This window comes from Streptomyces sp. NP160, assembly GCF_006335115.1.
Lineage (GTDB): Bacteria > Actinomycetota > Actinomycetes > Actinomycetales > Quadrisphaeraceae > Quadrisphaera.
Window position 1 is genome coordinate 119,320 of the sequence record NZ_VDMJ01000024.1, and the last position, 19,238, is coordinate 138,557.

Annotated in this window: 17 protein-coding genes; 15 read left to right on the forward strand and 2 right to left on the reverse strand. The window is 73.7% G+C overall.

The window, feature by feature from the left end:
• Positions 1-12 precede the first annotated feature (12 nt).
• The gene (locus FHN55_RS13210; protein WP_139712766.1) at positions 13-1,455 is read right to left on the reverse strand and encodes a sigma 54-interacting transcriptional regulator; all 1,443 of its coding nucleotides are present in this window, start codon (positions 1,453-1,455) and stop codon (positions 13-15) included.
• 144 nt (positions 1,456-1,599) lie between these two features.
• On the opposite strand from FHN55_RS13210, the gene FHN55_RS13215 reads away from it, so the two are divergent.
• The 3 genes from FHN55_RS13215 (at position 1,600) to rpsD (ending at position 4,527) form a co-directional block, all read left to right on the forward strand.
• Entirely contained in the window at positions 1,600-2,277 is a 678-nt protein-coding gene (locus FHN55_RS13215) for a dienelactone hydrolase family protein (RefSeq protein ID WP_257570956.1), read from the forward strand.
• 1 nt (position 2,278) lies between these two features.
• Positions 2,279-3,700 carry a replication-associated recombination protein A gene (locus FHN55_RS13220; protein ID WP_139712767.1) on the forward strand — a complete coding sequence of 474 codons (1,422 nt, stop codon included), beginning with the start codon at positions 2,279-2,281 and terminating at the stop codon, positions 3,698-3,700.
• A 200-nt stretch (positions 3,701-3,900) separates the two neighbouring features.
• Positions 3,901-4,527 (forward strand): 30S ribosomal protein S4, encoded by a 627-nt coding sequence (gene rpsD / locus FHN55_RS13225; RefSeq protein WP_139712768.1) that lies wholly within the window; start codon positions 3,901-3,903, stop codon positions 4,525-4,527.
• A gap of 22 nt (positions 4,528-4,549) precedes the next feature.
• Here rpsD and FHN55_RS13230 read toward each other — a convergent pair whose 3' ends face one another.
• Complete coding sequence (locus FHN55_RS13230) at positions 4,550-5,665, reverse strand: diguanylate cyclase (protein WP_139712769.1); 1,116 nt, start codon at positions 5,663-5,665, stop codon at positions 4,550-4,552.
• A 149-nt stretch (positions 5,666-5,814) separates the two neighbouring features.
• Here FHN55_RS13230 and FHN55_RS13235 point away from each other — a divergent pair, with 149 nt between their 5' ends.
• From FHN55_RS13235 to FHN55_RS13290, 12 genes are all read left to right on the forward strand, one after another.
• A complete protein-coding gene (locus tag FHN55_RS13235) occupies positions 5,815-6,195 on the forward strand; it encodes a DUF948 domain-containing protein (RefSeq protein WP_139712770.1) in 381 nt (126 codons plus the stop codon).
• Between the two features lie 3 nt (positions 6,196-6,198).
• Positions 6,199-6,471: a hypothetical protein gene (locus FHN55_RS13240; protein ID WP_180357820.1), complete on the forward strand. Its 273-nt coding sequence runs from the start codon at positions 6,199-6,201 to the stop codon at positions 6,469-6,471.
• A gap of 75 nt (positions 6,472-6,546) precedes the next feature.
• Positions 6,547-9,288: an alanine--tRNA ligase gene (alaS, locus tag FHN55_RS13245; protein WP_139712771.1), complete on the forward strand. Its 2,742-nt coding sequence runs from the start codon at positions 6,547-6,549 to the stop codon at positions 9,286-9,288.
• Between the two features lie 15 nt (positions 9,289-9,303).
• Positions 9,304-9,780 (forward strand): Holliday junction resolvase RuvX, encoded by a 477-nt coding sequence (gene ruvX, locus FHN55_RS13250; RefSeq protein ID WP_139712772.1) that lies wholly within the window; start codon positions 9,304-9,306, stop codon positions 9,778-9,780.
• Positions 9,781-9,814: 34 nt separating this feature from the next.
• Positions 9,815-10,993 carry an endolytic transglycosylase MltG gene (mltG, locus tag FHN55_RS13255; protein ID WP_218974638.1) on the forward strand — a complete coding sequence of 393 codons (1,179 nt, stop codon included), beginning with the start codon at positions 9,815-9,817 and terminating at the stop codon, positions 10,991-10,993.
• Positions 10,990-11,883, forward strand: coding sequence for a shikimate dehydrogenase (locus FHN55_RS13260; RefSeq protein WP_373995736.1), 894 nt, complete (start codon positions 10,990-10,992; stop codon positions 11,881-11,883). The genes mltG and FHN55_RS13260 overlap by 4 nt, the downstream gene beginning before the upstream one ends.
• 129 nt (positions 11,884-12,012) lie before the next feature.
• Complete coding sequence (locus tag FHN55_RS13265; RefSeq protein ID WP_139712774.1) at positions 12,013-13,371, forward strand: type IV pilus twitching motility protein PilT; 1,359 nt, start codon at positions 12,013-12,015, stop codon at positions 13,369-13,371.
• Entirely contained in the window at positions 13,371-14,591 is a 1,221-nt protein-coding gene (locus FHN55_RS13270) for a type II secretion system F family protein (protein ID WP_139712775.1), read from the forward strand. The genes FHN55_RS13265 and FHN55_RS13270 overlap by 1 nt, the downstream gene beginning before the upstream one ends.
• A gap of 171 nt (positions 14,592-14,762) precedes the next feature.
• Positions 14,763-15,227, forward strand: a complete 465-nt coding sequence (locus FHN55_RS13275; RefSeq protein ID WP_139712776.1) for a prepilin-type N-terminal cleavage/methylation domain-containing protein — start codon at positions 14,763-14,765, stop codon at positions 15,225-15,227.
• Positions 15,228-15,339: 112 nt separating this feature from the next.
• On the forward strand, positions 15,340-16,611 hold the full coding sequence (locus FHN55_RS13280; RefSeq protein ID WP_139712777.1) for a prepilin-type N-terminal cleavage/methylation domain-containing protein: 1,272 nt from the start codon (positions 15,340-15,342) through the stop codon (positions 16,609-16,611).
• The gene (locus tag FHN55_RS13285) at positions 16,608-17,384 is read left to right on the forward strand and encodes a PilW family protein (RefSeq protein WP_139712778.1); all 777 of its coding nucleotides are present in this window, start codon (positions 16,608-16,610) and stop codon (positions 17,382-17,384) included. The genes FHN55_RS13280 and FHN55_RS13285 overlap by 4 nt, the downstream gene beginning before the upstream one ends.
• Positions 17,384-19,237: a hypothetical protein gene (locus tag FHN55_RS13290; RefSeq protein WP_139712779.1), complete on the forward strand. Its 1,854-nt coding sequence runs from the start codon at positions 17,384-17,386 to the stop codon at positions 19,235-19,237. The genes FHN55_RS13285 and FHN55_RS13290 overlap by 1 nt, the downstream gene beginning before the upstream one ends.
• Position 19,238 lies beyond the last annotated feature (1 nt).

A 19,238-nucleotide genomic window follows, 5' to 3' on the forward strand; every position in this document is an offset into this window, starting at 1 on the left:
TCGAAAGCTCTCTCAGCCGCCGTAGACGGCGCGGTCGCCGTGGCCGTCGCTGCCGGCCTCGACGTCCTTGGCCAGCCGGCGCGTGAGGTGCAGGCCCTCGAGGACCATCTCCACCCCCGAGGCGGCCTGCCCGGGCGTCGGGGCCTCCGGCAGGTCGAGGCGCGCCAGCACGCGGGCGAGCCCCTCGACCCTGCCGATCTGCGACAGCAGCTCGGCACTGCTCACCAGCTCGCCGGTGAAGACCGTGCCGCCCTCGGCCACCAGCGTGGTGAAGCCCGAGAGGTCCGCCCCTCCGAGCCGCGCCCGGAAGACCTCCGCGACGGCCGTGCGCAGCAGGTGCACCAGCACCTCCTCCTCGCGGCCCTCCTCACCGGACTCGAACTCGACCTTGCCGCGCAGCGTCGGGACCACGCCGTACGCGTCGCCGACGCGCGCGACCGGCTCGTCGCCGGTCAGCGCCGCGCGCCGCAGCGCCGCGCCCGAGAGGGTCTCGGCGGCGGCCACGGCGAAGCGCGCCGAGACGCCCGAGCGCGCGTCGACCGCCGGCGACTCGCGCACGGCCCGCGTGAACCGTGCGACCACCTCGAGCAGGTGCCGCGGCACGTCGGCCACGAGCTGGGCCTCCTGCGCCACGAGCTCCACCTCGAGGTCGACGTCGAGGGGGTAGTGCGTGCGCACCTCCGCCCCGAACCGGTCCTTGAGGGGGGTGATGATGCGGCCGCGGTTGGTGTAGTCCTCGGGGTTCGCGCTGGCCACCACGAGCACGTCCAGCGGCAGGCGCAGCGTGTAGCCGCGCACCTGCACGTCGCGCTCCTCGAGCACGTTGAGCAGCGAGACCTGGATGCGCTCGGCGAGGTCGGGCAGCTCGTTGACGGCGAAGATCCCGCGGTGCGTGCGGGGGACCAGGCCGAAGTGGATGGTCTCGGGGTCGCCCAGGGTGCGGCCCTCGGCGATGCGCACCGGGTCGACGTCGCCGATGAGGTCGCCGACGGAGGTGTCCGGGGTGGCCAGCTTCTCGGCGTACCGCTCGGAGCGGTGCCGCCAGGAGACCGGCAGGTCGTCGCCGAGCTCGCGCGCCCGGCGGGCCGAGGCCGGGGTGATCGGCTCGAGGGGGTGCTCGCCCAGCTCGGAGCCCTCGATGACGGGCGTCCACTCGTCGAGCAGCGCCACGAGGGAGCGGATGAGGCGGGTCTTGCCCTGGCCGCGCTCGCCGAGGAGCACGAGGTCGTGCCCGGCGAGCAGGGCGCGCTCCACCTCGGGCAGCACGGTGTCGTCGAAGCCGACGACGCCGGGGAAGCGCGGCTCACCGGCGCGCATCCGCGCCAGGAGGTTCTCGCGCAGCTCGGCCTTGACCGAGCGGGGCTCGGCCTGGGGCAGCCCGCTGCTGCGCAGGGCGCCCAGGGTGGTGGGCAGGTCTTCGGGGAAGGCGCTGAGGACGGACGTCGTGTGCGTCACCACCTCACGCTACGTCCGGATCGCCCGGAGTGCGCCACCCCGGACCCCACCCCCGTCCGTGATCATGGGCGTCCGNNCGGACGCCCATGATCACGGCTGGTGGGGGGAGGGGTGGGTGTCGGGGGCGCGTGCTGGGATGTGGGGGTGAGCGAGCAGAACGTCGAGTTCCCCAGCGGCGCGGGCACGGCCCACGGCTACCTCGAGCTCCCGCCGGCGGGCTCCGGGCCGGGACTCGTCGTCATCCAGGAGTGGTGGGGCCTGACCACGCACATCGCCGACCTGACCCGGCGCTTCGCCGCCGAGGGCTTCGTGGCCCTGGCACCGGACCTGTACGGCGGTGCCACCACGCACGACGGCGCCGAGGCGATGCGCCTCATGCAGGAGCTCCCCGTCGACCGCGCCGCGCGCGACCTCGCCGGCGCGGTCGACCACCTCCTCGCGCGCCCGGAGGTCACCTCCAGCACCGTCGGGGTGGTCGGCTTCTGCATGGGCGGCTCGTTCGTGCTGACGCTCGCTGCGCAGCAGGGGGAGCGCGTCAGCGCCGCCGTGCCGTTCTACGGCCTGCCCGACGTCGAGGCCACCGACTACTCCGGACTGCGCGCCGCCGTGCAGGGCCACTACGCCACCCGCGACCGCATCACCCGCGAGGCCGTCGAGGCCACCGCCGCGAAGATCCGCGAGCAGTCCGGCGTCCAGGCCGACGTCCGCTTCTACGAGGCCGACCACGCGTTCGTCAACGACGAGCGCCCCTCCTACGACGAGGCCTCCGCGAAGGCCGCCTGGTCCGCCGCGGTGGCCTTCCTGAAGGAGCACGTCCGCTGAGATGACGGCCGACCTGTTCAGCGGGGGCCTCGGGGACGACGACGAGGACGGCGGCGCAGGGTCCGCTGCGCCCTCGCCGCGCTCGGTGAGGGCCCCGCTGGCGGTGCGGATGCGCCCGCGCACCCTCGACGAGGTCGCCGGCCAGCAGCACCTGCTGACCCCCGGCGCGCCGCTGCGCCGCCTCGTGGAGGGCGGCGACGGCCGGGCGGGCCCTGCGTCGGTGCTGCTCTGGGGCCCGCCGGGGACGGGCAAGACGACGCTCGCCCACGTGGTCGCCCGCGGCACCGGGTGGCGCTTCGAGGAGCTGTCCGCCGTCACCGCCGGCGTCAAGGACGTCCGGCGCGTGCTCGACGCCGCGAAGACCGGCCGCGACCTGCACGACCGGCGCACCGTCCTCTTCCTCGACGAGATCCACCGGTTCACCAAGGCCCAGCAGGACGCCCTGCTCCCCGGGGTGGAGGAGCGCTGGGTGGTGCTCATCGCCGCCACCACGGAGAACCCCAGCTTCTCGGTGGTCTCCCCGCTGCTGAGCCGCTCGCTGCTGCTGCGGCTGGCGCCGCTCACCGACGACGACGTGCGCGACCTGCTGCTCCGCGCCGTCGCCGACCAGCGCGGTCTGGCCGGTCAGGTGGCCCTCGACGACGACGCCCTGGCCCACCTCGTGCGCCTGGCCGGGGGCGACGCCCGCCGCGCCCTGACGGCGCTGGAGGCGGCAGCGGGGCTCGCGCTGGACGCCCGGGCGTCCTCGTCGTCGTCCGGCGACGAGGGGGAGGGCGGGCCGGGGCCGGCCAGGGTGGACCTCGCCGCGGCCGAGCGCGCCGTCGACATCGCCGCCGTCCGCTACGACCGCGGCGGCGACCAGCACTACGACGTCGCCAGCGCGCTCATCAAGAGCCTGCGCGGCTCTGACGTCGACGCCGCGCTGCACTACCTCGCCCGCATGCTCGAGGCGGGGGAGGACCCGCGCTTCGTGGCCCGCCGGCTGGTCATCTCGGCCAGCGAGGACGTCGGCATGGCCGACCCCAGCGCCCTCCAGACGGCCGTCGCGGCGGCGCAGGCCGTGCAGCTCATCGGCATGCCGGAGGCGCGCATCGTCCTGGCGCAGGCCGTGGTGCACCTCGCGACGGCCCCGAAGAGCAACGCGGCCTACCTGGGGGTCGACGCGGCCATCGCCGACGTGCGCGCCGGCCGCGGCGGACCGGTGCCGGCGCACCTGCGCGACGCCCACTACGCCGGGGCCCAGCGGATCGGCCACGGCAAGGGGTACGTGTACGCCCACGACGCGCCCCACGCCGTCGCCTCGCAGCAGTACGCCCCGGACGACCTCGCCGACCGCGAGTACTACCGCCCCACCGACCGCGGCGCCGAGCGCAGCATCGGCGAGCGGCTCCAGCGGATCAGGGCGCTGCTGCGCCAGCGCTGAGCGGCGGGAGCGGGGCTGACGGCCCGACCTGCTGGCTGCGGTAGTCTTCTCCGCTGGTGCTGCGCCGTCTGGCGCCCGCGCCTCGTGGTCACCGCTCCCCGCTCCGGGGCCGGGAGGCCGCCGTCGTTCGCCGGTCGTCCCGCCCCTCCTGGGCGGGGGTGCGACCGCGAGTGCCCACCCCGAGAAGGAGTCACCCGCTCGTGTCCCACTCCAACCGCAACCGCCGCCAGGTCCGCCTGTCCCGCGCCCTCGGGGTGCCGCTCACGCCGAAGGCCGCGCGCTACTTCGAGGTCCGCCCCTACCCGCCGGGCGAGCACGGCCGCGCCCGTCGCCGCACCGAGTCCGAGTACTCCCTGGGCCTGCGCCAGAAGCAGCTCCTCCGCGCCCAGTACGGCATCCGCGAGGCGCAGCTGCGCAACACCTTCGAGGAGGCCCGCCGTTCGCAGGGCCGCACCGGTGACGTGCTGATCGAGCTGCTCGAGATGCGCCTGGACGCCCTCGTCCTGCGCTCCGGCCTGGCCCGCACCATCGCCCAGGCCCGCCAGCTGGTCGTGCACCGCCACATCCTGGTCGACGGCCAGCGCGTGGACCGCCCGTCCTACCGCGTGACCCCGGGCCAGATCATCTCGGTGCACGCCAAGAGCGCGCAGACCACGCCGTTCCAGGTGGCCGCCGCCGGCGCCCACCGCGACGTGCTGCCCACGCTGCCCGGCTACCTCGAGGTGCAGCTCGCCGACCTGAAGGTGCGCCTGGCGCGCCGCCCCACTCGCGAGGAGGTCCCCGTGACCTGCGAGGTCTCCCGCGTCGTCGAGTTCTACGCGCGCTGACCCCCAGCGGAGTTCCCCGCGGTCACGACCGCTGAGGCACTGCACGGACCCCGTCCCGCTCTCGCGGGGCGGGGTCCGTGCCGTTCGTGGGGGGTGCCGTGTCAGCAGAGGCTGCGACGACCTGGTCGCGGCCCCTGCGCTTGGCCTCGTAGAGGGCCTTGTCGGCGCGGACGAGGAGGCGGGAGAGGGCTTCGTCGGCGGGGGCGGCCAGCGTCGCCGCGGTGGCGAAGGCCACGCCGATGCTCGTGGTGACGGTGGTGCCCGCCTGCGCGGAGCACATCGCCGTGCGGCGCCTCAGCTCCTCGGCGGCGGTCGTCGCGGCCTCCAGGCTGGGCCACGTCCCCAGCCAGGCGAGCTCCTCGCCGCCGAGGCGCACCACGAGGTCGCCCTCGCGCGCGCGGGCGCGCAGCAGGTCCGCGACGAGGGTGAGGACCAGGTCCCCGGCGTCGTGCCCGTGCAGGTCGTTGATCCGCTTGAACCGGTCGAGGTCGAGGACCACCGCGGCGGGCCGGTGCCCTGCTCCCGCCGCCCCCAGCAGCTCCGGGAAGCGCTCCTCCATGCCGCGCCGGTTGAGGAGGCCGGTGAGGGGGTCGTGCAGGGCCGCTTTCCGCGAGCTGGCGACCGTGGCGCGCAGCGAGCGCTGCATGGACCACACCGCCGTGCACGTCACCGCCGTGGTGACCACGGCAGCGACCACGACGATCACCCCGAAGGGCCCCGGCGCGGTGGCGGCCCTGATGGCGAGCGCCTGGCAGCACAGGATGACGAGGTCGGCCGCGAGGGCCCACCGCCCTGCGCTCAGGGTGCCGACGCCGAGCACGTAGCCGAACAGCCCCACGGAGACCAGGTGGGCCAGTCCGGGGGTGTCGCTCGCCAGCGCGTACGCGGTGACCGCCACCGAGCCCGCGCTGAGGGCGAGGGCGGCCTCCGCGCGGTTCATCCGGCGGCCGGGGAGGAGGGCCCACGCCGTGATGGCGACCCAGGCCAGGAGGCTCGCGACGGCCGGAGCACGGCTCCCGGGCGTGTGGGTGAGCGCGACCGTGACCAGCTGGACCACGTGCAGCCCGACGGTCCACACGCCGATGACGGCGACGACCACCCCCCGTGGTGCCGTCGCGAGCGCGCGCTCGAACCTCACGCAGCGGCATCGACCGCAGCGGGGACGATCTTGAGCGTCGTCATCCGTCCGCCGGGGCCGGGGGAGCGCAGCCCGGTGCGCCGCGCCCTGCGCGGTAGGGTCGCCGGGCACCGCTGACCGGGTAGTCGCCCCAGAGCTCAGGAGTCCCCTTGTCCGTCGGAGATGTCGCGGGGCTCATCGCGGCCATCGCGTTCGTCGTCCTGGTCGCCCTGCTGGCGCGGCCGATCCTCAAGCTGGGCCAGGTGCTCGACGAGGCCCGCGCCGCGATCAAGGGCGTGTCCGACTCGACCGTCCCGCTCATCGCCGAGGTGACCACCACGGTCGGCCAGGCGAACGAGCAGATGGAGAAGGTCGACACCATCACCACGAACGCCGCGCAGATCACCACCAACGCCTCCGCGCTGACCGCGCTGTTCGCCGCCACCCTCGGCTCGCCGGTGGTGCGCGTCGCCGCCTTCACGTACGGCGTGCGGCAGGCCGTCAACGGCCGCCGCGCCGGTCGCCGCGCCGCCGCGCGCCAGGGGGCCTGACCCGTGGGCAAGCTCGTGCTGGTGGGCCTCGGCGTGGTGGCCGCTGCCGTGGGCGCCGTGCAGGCCGTCCGGACGGTCAGCACCTCCGAGGGCGGCTGGTCCGGCCTGGCCGACGGCCTGCGCGACTTCGCCGCCGACGTGCGCTCCGGCGCCGCCGAGCGCGAGGAGGAGCTGCGGATCGCCCTCGGCGTCGACACCGGCACCATCGACGAGGCGACCGCCCGCGACCTGCTCGAGAACCCCACCGCGCCCCGGCGCGGCCAGCACGCCGGCTGACGCCGACCGGCTGCCGGGCCGCACCGCGCCCGGACCCCCCAGACCTCTTCGACACCACCCCAGGAGGGGACCCCCGTGGAGACCGCCGAGATCCGCCGGCGCTGGCTCGACTTCTTCGAGGCGCGCGGCCACACGGTCGTGCCGAGCGCCTCGCTGATCAGCCCCGACCCGACGCTGCTGTTCACGGTGGCCGGGATGGTGCCCTTCATCCCCTACCTCACGGGCCAGCAGACGCCGCCCTTCCCGCGCGCCACCAGCGTGCAGAAGTGCGTGCGCACCCTCGACATCGACGAGGTCGGCAAGACCACGCGCCACGGCACGTTCTTCCAGATGAACGGCAACTTCTCCTTCGGGGACTACTTCAAGGAGGGGGCGATCTCCTACGCGTGGGAGCTCGTCACCACCCCGGTGGACCAGGGCGGCTACGGCTTCGACCCCGACAAGATCTGGGCCACGGTCTACACCGACGACGACGAGGCGCACGGCCTCTGGCGCCGCGTCGCCGGGCTGCCGGAGGAGCGCGTCCAGCGCCTGGGCATGGAGGACAACTACTGGTCCACCGGGCAGCCGGGCCCCGCGGGACCGTGCTCGGAGATCTACGTCGACCGCGGCCCGGCCTACGGCCCGGACGGCGGCCCGGCCAACGACCCGGCCGGTGACCGTTACCTGGAGATCTGGAACCTCGTCTTCATGCAGTTCCAGCGCGGGGAGGGCCAGGGCAAGGACTTCCCGATCCTCCACGAGCTGCCCAAGAAGAACATCGACACCGGCATGGGCCTGGAGCGCGCCGCGCTGCTGCTGCAGGGCGTCGACAACATGTACGAGATCGACCAGGTCGCGCCCGTGCTGCGGCACGCGGCCCAGCTGGCGGGCGTCCGCTACGGCGCCGACCGCGACGCCGACGTGCGCCTGCGCGTCGTGGCCGACCACGTGCGCGCCTCCCTGATGCTCATCGGCGACGGCGTCACCCCGGGCAACGAGGGCGGCGGCTACGTGCTGCGCCGCCTGGTGCGCCGCGCGGTCCGCGCGATGCGCCTGCTCGGCGTGGACGCCCCGACGCTGCCGGAGCTGCTGCCGGTCTCCCTGGAGGCCATGGCCCCTGCCTACCCGGAGCTGCGCGAGGGCTTCGGGCGGATCAGCGCGGTGGCCTACGCCGAGGAGGAGGCCTTCCGGCGCACGCTCGTCTCGGGCACCACCATCCTCGACACCGCGGTGGCGGCGGCCAAGAAGGCCTCCGCCGCCGGCGGCAGCGCCCCGGTGCTCTCGGGGGAGCGCGCCTTCGAGCTGCACGACACCTTCGGCTTCCCCATCGACCTCACCCTCGAGATGGCGGCCGAGCAGGGCGTCTCGGTGGACGCCGACGGGTTCCGGCGCCTCATGACCGAGCAGCGCACCCGCGCCCGCGAGGACGCCCGCGCGAAGCGCGCCGGGCGCACCGACACGGCCGGCTACCGCCAGGTGGCCGACGAGCTCGGCCGCGACGTCGACTTCCTCGGGTACGAGGTCCTCTCGGCGGAGGGCCGCGTGGTGGGGCTGCTGCGCGACGGCGCGAGCGTCCCCGTGGCGCTGGCCGGCGACGACGTCGAGCTGGTCCTCGACAGGACCCCCTTCTACGCGGAGAGCGGCGGCCAGCTGGCCGACCACGGGCGCCTGACGGTGAACGGCCCCGCGGGCGTGCGCGCCGTCGTCGACGTGCGCGACGTCCAGCGGCCCATCCCGGGGTTGAACGTCCACCACGCGACCGTGGTGTCGGGCGAGGTCGCCGTCGGCGACCCGGTGGAGGCCGTGGTCGACGCGGGACGCCGCCTCGCGATCGCTCGCGCCCACACCGCCACCCACCTCGTGCACCAGGGCCTGCGCGACTCCCTCGGCCCGGACGGGACCCGGCAGGCCGGGTCGGAGAACGCCCCCGGCCGCCTGCGCTTCGACTACACCGCCCTCGCCGCGCCGTCACCGGCCCAGTTGGCGGACGTCGAGGCCGAGGTGAACACCTTCCTCGCCGACGACCTGCCGGTGACCACCACCGTCACCGACCCCGACTCCGCGCGCCGCGCCGGGGCGCTGGCCTTCTTCGGCGACAAGTACGGCGACCGCGTCCGCATGGTCGGCATCGGCGAGTGGTCGAAGGAGCTGTGCGGCGGCACGCACGTGGAGCGCACCGGGCAGCTGGGCGTGGTCGCGCTGCTCGGGGAGCAGTCCATCGGGTCGGGCACCCGCCGCGTCGAGGCGCTCGTCGGCCCCGACGCGCACGCGCACCTGGCCCGGGAGTCCGCCCTGGTGAGCCAGCTCACCGGGCTGCTCAAGGTGCGCTCCGAGGAGCTGCCCGACCGCATCTCCGCGCTGCTCGACCAGCTCAAGGAGGCCGACCGCACCATCGCCGCGGCCCGCGCCAAGGAGGTGCTGGCGGGGGCCGGTGCGCTCGCCGCGGGCGCCGAGGTGCTCACCGGTGCTGGTGGCAGCACCGCGGACGGCATCCGTCTGGTCGCCACGAGCGCCGGCGAGGTGGCCTCGGCCGACGACCTGCGCACCCTGGCCCTCGACGTGCGCGGCCGCCTCGGCGAGTCCGCCGCCGTGGTCGCCGTGGGCGGCGTGGCCAAGGGCCGACCCGTCGTCGTCATCGCCACCAGCCCCGCGGCCCGCGCCGCCGGCCTCAAGGCCGGGTCCCTGGTCCGCGTGGCCGCCACCGCCCTCGGCGGTGGCGGTGGCGGCAAGGACGACGTCGCCCAGGGCGGCGGCACGGACGCGGCGGCGCTGCCCGCCGCGCTCGACGCCGTCCGCGCCTCCGTGGCGTCGACCGCGGGCGCCGCGGGGGCCTGAGGCGGTGGAGGGCGCGTGAGGCGAGGGGTCCGGCTCGGCGTGGACGTCGGGTCGGTGCGCGTCGGGCTCGCCGCGAGCGACCCGAGCGGCCTCATCGCCGCACCGGTCGAGACCCTGCGGCGGGACCGCACGGAGGGCTCTGACCTGCGACGCATCGTGTCGGAGATCGCTGAGAGGGACGTGCTCGAGGTCGTCGTCGGCCTGCCGGTCTCCCTCTCGGGGCGCGAAGGTCCAGCGGCCGCGGCCGTGCGTGACTACGCTGCTGACCTTGCAGGCAGGGCTGCGCCGGTGCCGGTGCGGCTCGTGGACGAGCGGTTGAGCACGGTCAGCGCCCACCAGGCGCTGACAGCCTCCGGGCGGTCCGGCCGTCGCCACCGAGAGGTGGTCGACCAGGTCGCGGCGGTGCTCATCCTGCAGACGGCCCTGGACGCGGAGCGCGCCACGGGCCGGCCACCGGGGTCGACCGTCGATCCCGGGCCCGCGCCGGGCTGAGGCCGGGGGCGGGAGGAAGGGGCTGTGCGCGTCGATGGCTGGCTTGTCGCTGGAGGACCTGCCGGGGACCCCGGAGTCCCGCTCGTCCTCCGGGGGCGGGGCGGACCGGGGCTCGCGGTCGTCGCAGCGCCAGGCCGAGAAGGGTGACCGCGAGCGGCGTCGCAAGCGGCGCCGCACCATCACGCTCGTGGTGCTCGCCGTCTGCGCGGTGCTCTTCGGGGCGTCCGCGGTGCTGGTCGGCGGCCAGGTCAAGGGGCTGGTGGCCAGCATCACCGACAGCGGCGACTTCGAGGGCAGCGGCTCCGGCGCCGTGACCGTGCAGATCCCCGAGGGGGCGTCCGGCCGCACCATCGGCTCGGTGCTCGCGGAGGCGGGCGTGGTGAAGACGCCCGGCGCCTTCGTCTCCGCAGCCGCGGAGGACCCCAAGGCGGCGAGCATCCAGCCCGGCACCTACCAGCTCAAGAAGGAGATGTCCGGGGCGTCGGCCCTGGCCCTCCTGCTCGACCCGTCCTCGCGCAGCTCCTTCAAGGTGCAGGTGCCGGAGGGCTACACGGCTGCGCAGATCTACCAGCGCCTCTCCGAGGCCACCGAGCTGCCCGTCTCCGACTACGAGGCCGCGGCCGGTGACCCGCAGCTCGGCCTCCCGGCTGACGCCGGCGGTGCGGTGGAGGGCTACCTGTTCCCGGCCACCTACGACTTCGACCCCGGCACCAGCGCGCTGCAGCAGCTGCAGGAGATGGTGCAGCGCACCGAGAGGGCCATGGACGACGTCGGCTTCCCGGCGGACCCGGCCGAGCGGCACCGCCTCATGACCGAGGCCAGCCTGGTGCAGAAGGAGGGGGCCAACCCCGAGGACATGGCCAAGGTGGCGCGCGTCATCGAGAACCGCGTCGCCGCCGGCCAGGCGCTGCAGTTCGACACCACGGTCAACTACGCGACCGGCAAGACCGGGCTGACGACCACCCCCGAGGACCGCCAGAACCCCTCCCCGTACAACACCTACCTCCACCCGGGCCTCCCGCCGGGGCCGATCGCCTCGCCCGGTGAGGACGCCATGCGCGCCGCGCTGAACCCCGCCCAGGGCGACTGGCTGTACTTCGTGGTGACCGACCCCAGCACGGGGGAGACGAAGTTCGCCGCCACCTACGCCGAGCACCAGCGGAACGTGGCCGAGTTCCAGGCGTGGCTGCGCGCCAACCCGCAGCAGGGCTGAGCGTGGAGGCCGCCGTCTGGGGCTCGCCGATCGCCCACTCCCTCTCACCGGCGCTGCACCGAGCCGCCTACCGGGCCCTCGGGCTCGACTGGAGCTACGGCCGGCGCGAGGTCGACGCCGCGGCGCTGCCCGCCGCCGTCGCCGCCCTCGACGAGGGGTGGGCGGGCGTCTCGCTGACCATGCCGCTGAAGCAGGCGGTGCTCCCGCTGCTGTCGCAGACCTCCGACCTGGCGCTGGCGGTGGGCGCGGTGAACACGCTGCTGCCGGTGCCGGGCCGGCCCGGCACCTGGCGCGGGGAGAACACCGACGTGCACGGCGTCGTCGCCGCCCTCGCCGAGGTGGGCGTGCGGCGGGCGAGCACCGCCGTGGTGCTCGGCGGCGGGGCGACCGCCGCCTCGGCGCTGGCCGCCCTGGCCCAGCTGGGGGTGGACGAGCCCGTGGTGCTGGTCCGCTCCGTGGAGCGAGCGCGGACGCTGGTGGGTGTGGGGGCGCGGCTCGGGGTCGGCGTGGTCCTGCGGCCCTGGGGGGACCCGGCGGAGGCGGCCGGGCTGCTCGCGGAGTGCGACGCGGTGGTCTCGACCGCTCCAGCCGGAGCCGCGGACGCCGTCGCCGCCGCCCTCGCCGAGACCGCCTCCGGCGTCCCTGCGCCCGGCGGGGCACTGCTCGACGTCGTCTACGCCCCGTGGCCGACGGCCCTGGCGCGGGCGTGGGCCGCGGCCGGCGGCGCCGTCGTCGGCGGCTTCTCGATGCTCGTGCACCAGGCCGAGCGGCAGGTGGAGCTCATGACCGGGTGCACCGCCCCGCTGGAGGTCATGCGCGCAGCGGGCGCGGCGGCGATGGCCGCTGCCGACGACGAGGGCGCCCCCGCCACCCACCTCGTCAGCCGCTGACGCACCTTCCGCTCCGGCTGCTGCGTCGGCCGTTCCTCGCGCCCCCGAGCGCTCAAGCCAGCCTGCTCTGGCGCCGATGGGACGCAGGACGGGAGGGCTGCGCCCTCAGTGCTCGATTAGGAGGACCGCGTGAGCAGCTGGAGCGGCGGGGCGGACGAGGACCTCGGGGTGACCTGGAGCGGCGCCAGCGGTGCTGCGGCCGCGAGCGTGGCGGCCCCCGCTGTCCCGGTGTCCTCAGCGGCTGCGCCGTCATGGCAGCCGTCGTCGCTGCTCGAGGACGACCCGCTGCTCCCGGCGGTGGGCCCGGCGGCCCCGGCCACCGGCCACGGGTACGGCTCAGCGGTGCCCGCGCAGTCGGCCCCGCCGGAGCGTGAGGAGGCGCGCACCGTGCGCTCCGGCGTCGGCGGCGCAGAGGACGGTGCGACCCTCGACATCGCCGGCGTGCTCCACGCCATGCTCGCGACCGGTGCCTCCGACCTGCACCTGACCGCCGGCGCGCCGCCCACCGTGCGCGTGCACGGCAACCTCCGCCCGCTGGAGGGCTTCGAGGTGCTGAGCGGCGGAGTGCTGCAGCGCAGCCTCTTCGGGATGCTCACGCAGAAGCAGCGCGCCCGCTTCGAGGAGGAGTTGGAGCTCGACTTCGCCCACTCGCTGCCGGGCCGGGGCCGCTTCCGCGTCAACGTCTACCGCCAGCGCGAGTCCCTCGGTGCGGCCTTCCGCGTGATCCCTGCCGAGATCAAGCCGCTGGACCAGCTCGGTGTGCCCCCGTCTGTGGCGCACTTCGCCACCCTGCCGCGCGGCCTGGTGCTGGTCACCGGTCCCACCGGCTCGGGCAAGTCGACGACCCTCGCGGCGCTGGTGGACCTGGCCAACTCCACCCGAAGCGACCACATCATGACGGTCGAGGACCCCATCGAGTTCCTCCACCGCCACAAGAAGTGCCTGGTCAACCAGCGCGAGGTGGGAGAGGACACGCACTCCTTCGCCACGGCCCTCAAGCACGTGCTGCGCCAGGACCCCGACATCATCCTCGTCGGCGAGCTGCGCGACCTGGAGACCATCTCCGTGGCCCTGACGGCCGCCGAGACCGGCCACCTGGTGTTCGCGACCCTGCACACGCAGGACGCCGCGCAGACCATCGACCGCGTCGTCGACGTCTTCCCCGCCGAGCAGCAGGAGCAGGTCCGCGCCCAGCTGGCCGGCGCGATCCAGGGCGTGGTCTGCCAGACGCTGTGCAAGACCGCCGACGGCAAGGGCCGTGCCGTGGCCACCGAGGTGATGATGGCGACCCCCGCCATCCGGAACCTCATCCGCGAGGGCAAGACCCACCAGATCTACTCGGCGATGCAGGCAGGCGCCGCCCACGGCATGCACACCATGGACCAGCACCTCGCCGACCTCGTGCGTCGCGGGCGCGTCACCCGCGGCGAGGCCGCGGACAAGGCGCACAGCCCCGAGGACTTCGCCCGCCTGGTGGGCGGATTCTGATGGCCACCTCCACCCTCTACGAGTACAAGGTCCGCGATGCGAGCGGCAAGCTCGTCACCGGCAAGCTCGAGGCGGCCGACGAGGCGGCGCTCATCAGCCGGCTGCGGGCCCAGGGTCACGCACCCCTGTCGGTCAAGCCTGCAGGTGTCGGCCTGAACCGCGAGATCACCCTGCCCGGCAGCGACCGGGTGGGCCTGAAGGACCTCGCGGTCATGGCGCGCCAGTTCGCCACGATGATCAGCTCGGGCCTGTCCCTCCTGCGGGCGCTGACGATCCTCGCCGACCAGACGCACAACAAGGCGCTGGCGAGGGTGCTGGGCACGGTCTCAGGCGACGTGCAGGGCGGCTCATCGCTGTCCGTGGCGATGGCCAAGCACCCGAGGGTCTTCCCGCCCCTGATGATCAACATGACGCGAGCCGGTGAGGTCGGGGGCTTCCTCGAGGCGGTGCTGCTGCAGGTCGCCGACAACTTCGAGGCCGAGGTCAAGCTGCGGGCGAAGATCAAGTCGGCCATGACCTACCCCGTGGTCGTCTTCGTCATCGCGATCGTCGCCGTGATCGGCATGCTGCTGTTCATCGTGCCGATCTTCGCCGGCATGTTCTCCTCACTCGGAGGGCAGCTGCCCTTGCCGACGAGGATCCTCGTCGTCCTCTCCGACGGGCTGCGCTTCACGGGGCCAGGAATCGCCGTCGCCGTCATCGTCCTCGCAGCGCTGTGGGGGCGCTTCAAGCACCACCCCCGGCTCAGGAGCGTCGTCGACCCCCTGAAGCTCCGCCTCCCGGTCTTCGGGCCGTTGTTCGCCAAGATCGCGCTGTCCCGGTTCACCCGGAACCTGGGGATGATGATGCGCTCCGGCGTGCCCATCCTGCAGAGCCTGGAGATCGTCGGCTCCACGTCGGGGAACGTCGTGCTGGAGCGGGCGGCCGAGGACCTCAAGGAGAGCGTCCGCCGAGGCGACTCCATGGCCGGCCCGCTGGCGAGCCACAAGGTGTTCCCGCCGATGGTCTCCCAGATGCTCGCCGTCGGCGAGGACACCGGAGCCCTCGACACGATGCTCGAAAAGGTCTCGCAGTTCTACGACCAGGAGGTCGAGGCGACCGCGGACGCGCTCACGAGCCTCATCGAGCCGCTCATGATCGCGGCGCTCGGCAGCGTCATCGGCGCGATGATCATCGCCCTCTACATGCCGATCTTCTCGGTGTTCACGCTCATCAACTGACTCTCGGTAATCGACTCCGACAGGCGCTCACCGTGCGTGGTGGGCGCCCTGCGCCGTCCGGGTGAGCCCCCGTTTCGGACGTCAAGAGTGCTCCTGGGCCGTCGATACCGGAAGTGCACGGGGGGCCCGCGGGAGTCGCTGGCCTGGAACTTCGAGAAGGGGGAGCCAGCCATGATGGCTCGCATCCGCAAGTCCATGGAGGAGAAGGACCAGGGCTTCACCCTGATCGAGCTCCTCGTCGTCATGATCATCATCGGCATCCTCGCGGCCATCGCGGTGCCGGTCTTCCTGTCCCAGCGCGCCAAGGCCCGCGTGACATCGGCGAAGGCGGACGCCGCCGCCATCTCGAAGGAGATCGCCTCCTACTACGTCGACGGAACGTCCGCCCTCACGGTCACCGGTACTGCCGGTGCCGGCGCCAACGGCACCTTCACCATCAAGGACAGCGGCAACAACGTCGTGGCTCAGGGCAAGCTGAGCCCCAACAACACCGTCGACGCCGTCAGCAACGCCGCTGTCGGAGGCACCTACTGCGTGATCGTCGGCACGGGCACCACTGCCGACGGCTACATCAAGGCGACCTCCACCGGGCTGGCCACCGTCTCTTCGGTCCCCAACCCCTGCACTGCGGCCTGATCCGACCCAGTGGACCGGCCACCGGAGCGATCCGCCCCGGTGGCCGGTCGCAGCTGTGGTGGCGACTCGCCCCGTGACCCGTCGACGACTCGAGATCGGAGGTGAAGAGGTGATGAGAGGCAGTGCGACGAGCTCGGACATCCCTGTCCGAGACGACGGCTACACGATGCTCGAGGTCGTGGTCGCCATGGCCGTCTTCACCGTCCTCGCGGGGTCCGTCTTCACCGTCCTCACCGGGGCGCTGCGCACCACGGGTGACAACAACCGCCGCACGGTGGCCGCCGACCTCGCTTCGGCTCAGGTCGAGCAGGCTCGCTCCCAGCGGACCGTCGACATCGTCGACGGCCTCAGCTCCCGCACCCAGCGCGTCGGCGGCACCGTCTACTCCGTCGCACAGACCGCCAGCTACGTCACCGCAGACTCGTCCAGCTCGGTGTGCACCGGTTCGGGGGACGCGCTGGCCTACAAGCTCGTCACCGTCGAGGTCACGTGGCCGGCCATGGGAACCACTCAGCCCGTCACCGCCAGCACCCTGAGGGCGCTGGGAATCGGCCGGGACGGGCTCGACACCGCGACGGGCACGGTGGCGGTCAAGGTCCAGGGGGCCAATGCCAACCCCACGCGGGGCAGCGTCGTGTCGTTGAGCCCCGGCGGCCAGACCCGGACCACCGGCACCGACGGTTGCGCGGTCTTCACCGGGCTGGCGCCCGGTACGTACACCGCGACCACCGACCAGCCGGGCCGGGTCACCTCGACCGGGTACCAGGCGATGAGCACCCCCGGCCTCTCAGTGGAGTCGGGGCGCGTCGCCCGCGGGTCCCTGTACCAGGACGTCGAGCGCTCGCAGCGCTTCGTCCTGGCGCCGCCGGCCGGATACGCCGTGCCGGCCGGTGTGCCCGTCGTCTTCCGCGACAGCTACGTCAGTGACACCACGGCCCCGGCCTGCGGCGGCTCGCCCGTGCGCACCTGCGCCACCGGCGTGCCCGGAGAGCTGCAGCACGTCTTCCCGGACACCTACGCGCTGTGGGCGGGGACGTGCTCGGACGCTGCTGGGACGTCGCCGGCGTCCTTCGACGCCACCGCCCTCGGAGGGAGCGGTACCACCGCCACCATCCCGCTCGGAGGCGTCACGGCCTCCGCGACGACCCCCGGCACCGCGCTGTACGCAGTCCACGACAGGGAGTCGGGCGGGGGCGTGGGGACGGCCTGCCAGGGAGGGGAGACCTACGCCCTCGGCACCTCTTCCGGCGCACCCCTGAAGAGCGCCTTGCCGCTGGGCACCTGGCGCATCACGGCGGACCCGACGTCCCCGCGGACCACCGACCCGGTGGTGACCCTCACGTCGAGCGCGAGGGTCGCCACGCCCGTCGTGGTGGCTCCGTGAGCGCCGGCGGCGCGGCCCGTCGCTGCGGCGGACGCGGCGGCGACGAGGGGACGACCCTCGTGGAGCTGCTCGTGGTCATGGCCCTCACGACCGTCGTCCTCGCTGCGGTGGGTGCTGTCTTCGTCAGCGCCACCCGCAGCGTGCGCGAGACCCAGGTGCTCACGAACACGCAGGCGGATGCCAGGACCGCAGCGGAAGCGATGAGCCGCAGCCTGCGCGTCGCAGTGGTCCCGCCCCAGGGGGCACCCACCGGCCCCTCGAGCGAGGCCGCGGTCCGCACCCCCTTCGTCAGCGCTGCGGCGGACTCGGTGAGCTTCTTCGCCAACGTGCAGCGCACCCCCGTGACATCCACCACGAGCGGTCCCTCGACCGCGCCGCTGGTCCGGGCGGTCCTGCAGGCGCCGTCCCTGATCACCTTCGCCCACGACGCCGGCACGGGCTGCATCACCGAGACCCGGACACCGGCCGTGGTCAACACCGGACCCGACGCAGCTGCGACGCCTTACACGTGGCCCGGTCCCGGGACCACCAAGTGCCTCGCCGCGACCACTCAGGCGCCCGTCTTCTCCTACTTCACCTCGGGCGTCATCGCCGAGGGGGCCGCATCGAGCCAGCTCGACTCCACGAAGCCGGTCTCAGCGAGCCAGGCGAAGGCCATCGTGAGCGTCGGCTTCGTCCTGACCGTGCAGTCCCCGACGGCCAGTGACGTGGCACCCACCCGCGTCACCGACCGCGTCACCCTCGTCAACGTCCTCGCGAGTCAGGCAGGCTGATGCGACGTCCAACCATCTTCCAGCGCACGGGCCGCCGAGCCGGCGTCGTCGGCGAGCACGGCAGCGTCGGCGGAGACGACGGCATCGCGCTCGTGACCGTGGTATTCACCATGGCCGTCGTCACCGCGCTGGCTCTGACAGCGCTGTTCCTGGTGGTGGGCTCGACACCGCGAGCTCGCGCTGCCCAGGACTCCTCCGCGGCCCTCGCAGCGGCCCAGGCCGGCATCGACGAGTACGTCTCGCGGCTCACCGTCGACGACGGCTACTGGACCAAGGGCGGTCAGGACGCCTCCAACGCCGCCCTGAGCACGCCCGACGGCCTCACCGCCGCCCCCGGCCGCCTGCTGCCTGGCACGACCACGGGCGCGCGGTACAAGTACGCCCTGCTCAACTCCAGTGCCGACATCGCTGCCAGCGGCGTGATCCAGCTCAAGGTCGTCGGGACGGCCGTGCAGCCGAGCGGGCAGCGCACGACCCGGACCCTCATCGCCTCGTTGAAGGTCAAGGGCTTCCTGAGCTACATCTACTTCAGCGACGTCGAGGCGCGTGATCCGTCACTGTGGGGACCGACGTCGTGGGTCACCTCGAACGGCCGCTGGTCCGTCGAGAGGGACGGCAGCTACTTCGGCTTCCGCGCCACGGCAGCGACGTTGGGGGCGCTGTGCTCCCGCTACACGTGGCAGGGCCGCCAGTCCACCACCTACAAGGCCGGCCAGTACGCCACCGACGTCATCGACCTCTCGAACGGGGCGAAGGTCGGGACCCTGCCCGACTGGGACGGCGACGCCGGGGCGGTCATCGGACAGGTCTGCCCGACGACCAACGACATCCAGTTCACGAGCGGAGACCTGGTCAAGGGACCGCTGCACAGCAACGACCTGCTCAAGCTCGGGGGTCACCCCACGTTCGGGGACCCGGACACCACGGTCTGGTCCGGCTCCTACCCCGCTACGGGACCCCTGTTCTGGGGCGGAGGGTCTCCCAGCTCGGGCACGCCGTCGCAGCCGGGTTACGCCCCCCGGGCCTCCAGCACGGACACCAAGCTGCCGCTCGGCAACGGCGACCTGCTGCGCTACGTCAGGCCCAAGGTCGACGAGGACCCGAACACCGACCGCCGGGGCTGCCTCTACCGGGGAGCCACGAGGTTCACCTTCACCGGATCAACGATGCGCGTCGACTCTCCGAACTCCTACGACGCCGCTCCGGGATGCCTGGTGCCGGGGTCCCCGGACGCGGCCCTGCAGATCCCGCCCGTCATCTACGTCAAGGGGACCAGCGGATCCTGCACGGGGGTCGGCTACCCGGCCCCAGGGGAGGACGTGAGCAGGGGGATCACGACCGACTACAACCCCTGCAACGGGACGGCGTTCGTGTCAGGGTCCGTCGGAGGGGCTGTCACGCTGTCAGCCGAGGCCGACGTGGTGGTGGTCGGCGACACGACGTACGCGGACGGCGGCCAGGGGACGAACGTGCTCGGGCTCGTCGCCAAGAACTACGTCTGGGTCTACCACCCGCTGGACAGCAACCGGAACGAGCTTCCGGGGTACACGCCGGTGCACCAGATCCAGGCAGGGATCCTCTCCCTCCAGCACAGCTTCCTCGTGCAGAACTACAACGAGGGCCACTCCCTGTCGACCGGTGGTGACGACACCAAGCTCAACATCCTCGGCGCTCTCGCCCAGAGGTACCGCGGTCCGGTCGGCACCGGTTCCGGCACGTCTGCCTCCACCGGGTACCTCAAGAACTACGTCTACGACAAGCGCTTCGCGGGACTGCAGCCGCCGTACTTCATCAAGCCCGTGGCGACCCCCTGGCAGGTGTCCTCCGTGGTCGACGCTCCCGCGGGGAGCTGAC

Coding starts and splice junctions, on each gene's coding strand:
- FHN55_RS13270 (WP_139712775.1), top strand. CDS start 13,371: ATGGCCACCTCCACCCTCTACGAGTACAAGGTCCGCGATGCGAGCGGC.
- FHN55_RS13275 (WP_139712776.1), top strand. CDS start 14,763: ATGATGGCTCGCATCCGCAAGTCCATGGAGGAGAAGGACCAGGGCTTC.
- FHN55_RS13290 (WP_139712779.1), top strand. CDS start 17,384: ATGCGACGTCCAACCATCTTCCAGCGCACGGGCCGCCGAGCCGGCGTC.
- FHN55_RS13220 (WP_139712767.1), top strand. CDS start 2,279: ATGACGGCCGACCTGTTCAGCGGGGGCCTCGGGGACGACGACGAGGAC.
- FHN55_RS13280 (WP_139712777.1), top strand. CDS start 15,340: ATGAGAGGCAGTGCGACGAGCTCGGACATCCCTGTCCGAGACGACGGC.
- mltG (WP_218974638.1), top strand. CDS start 9,815: ATGGCTGGCTTGTCGCTGGAGGACCTGCCGGGGACCCCGGAGTCCCGC.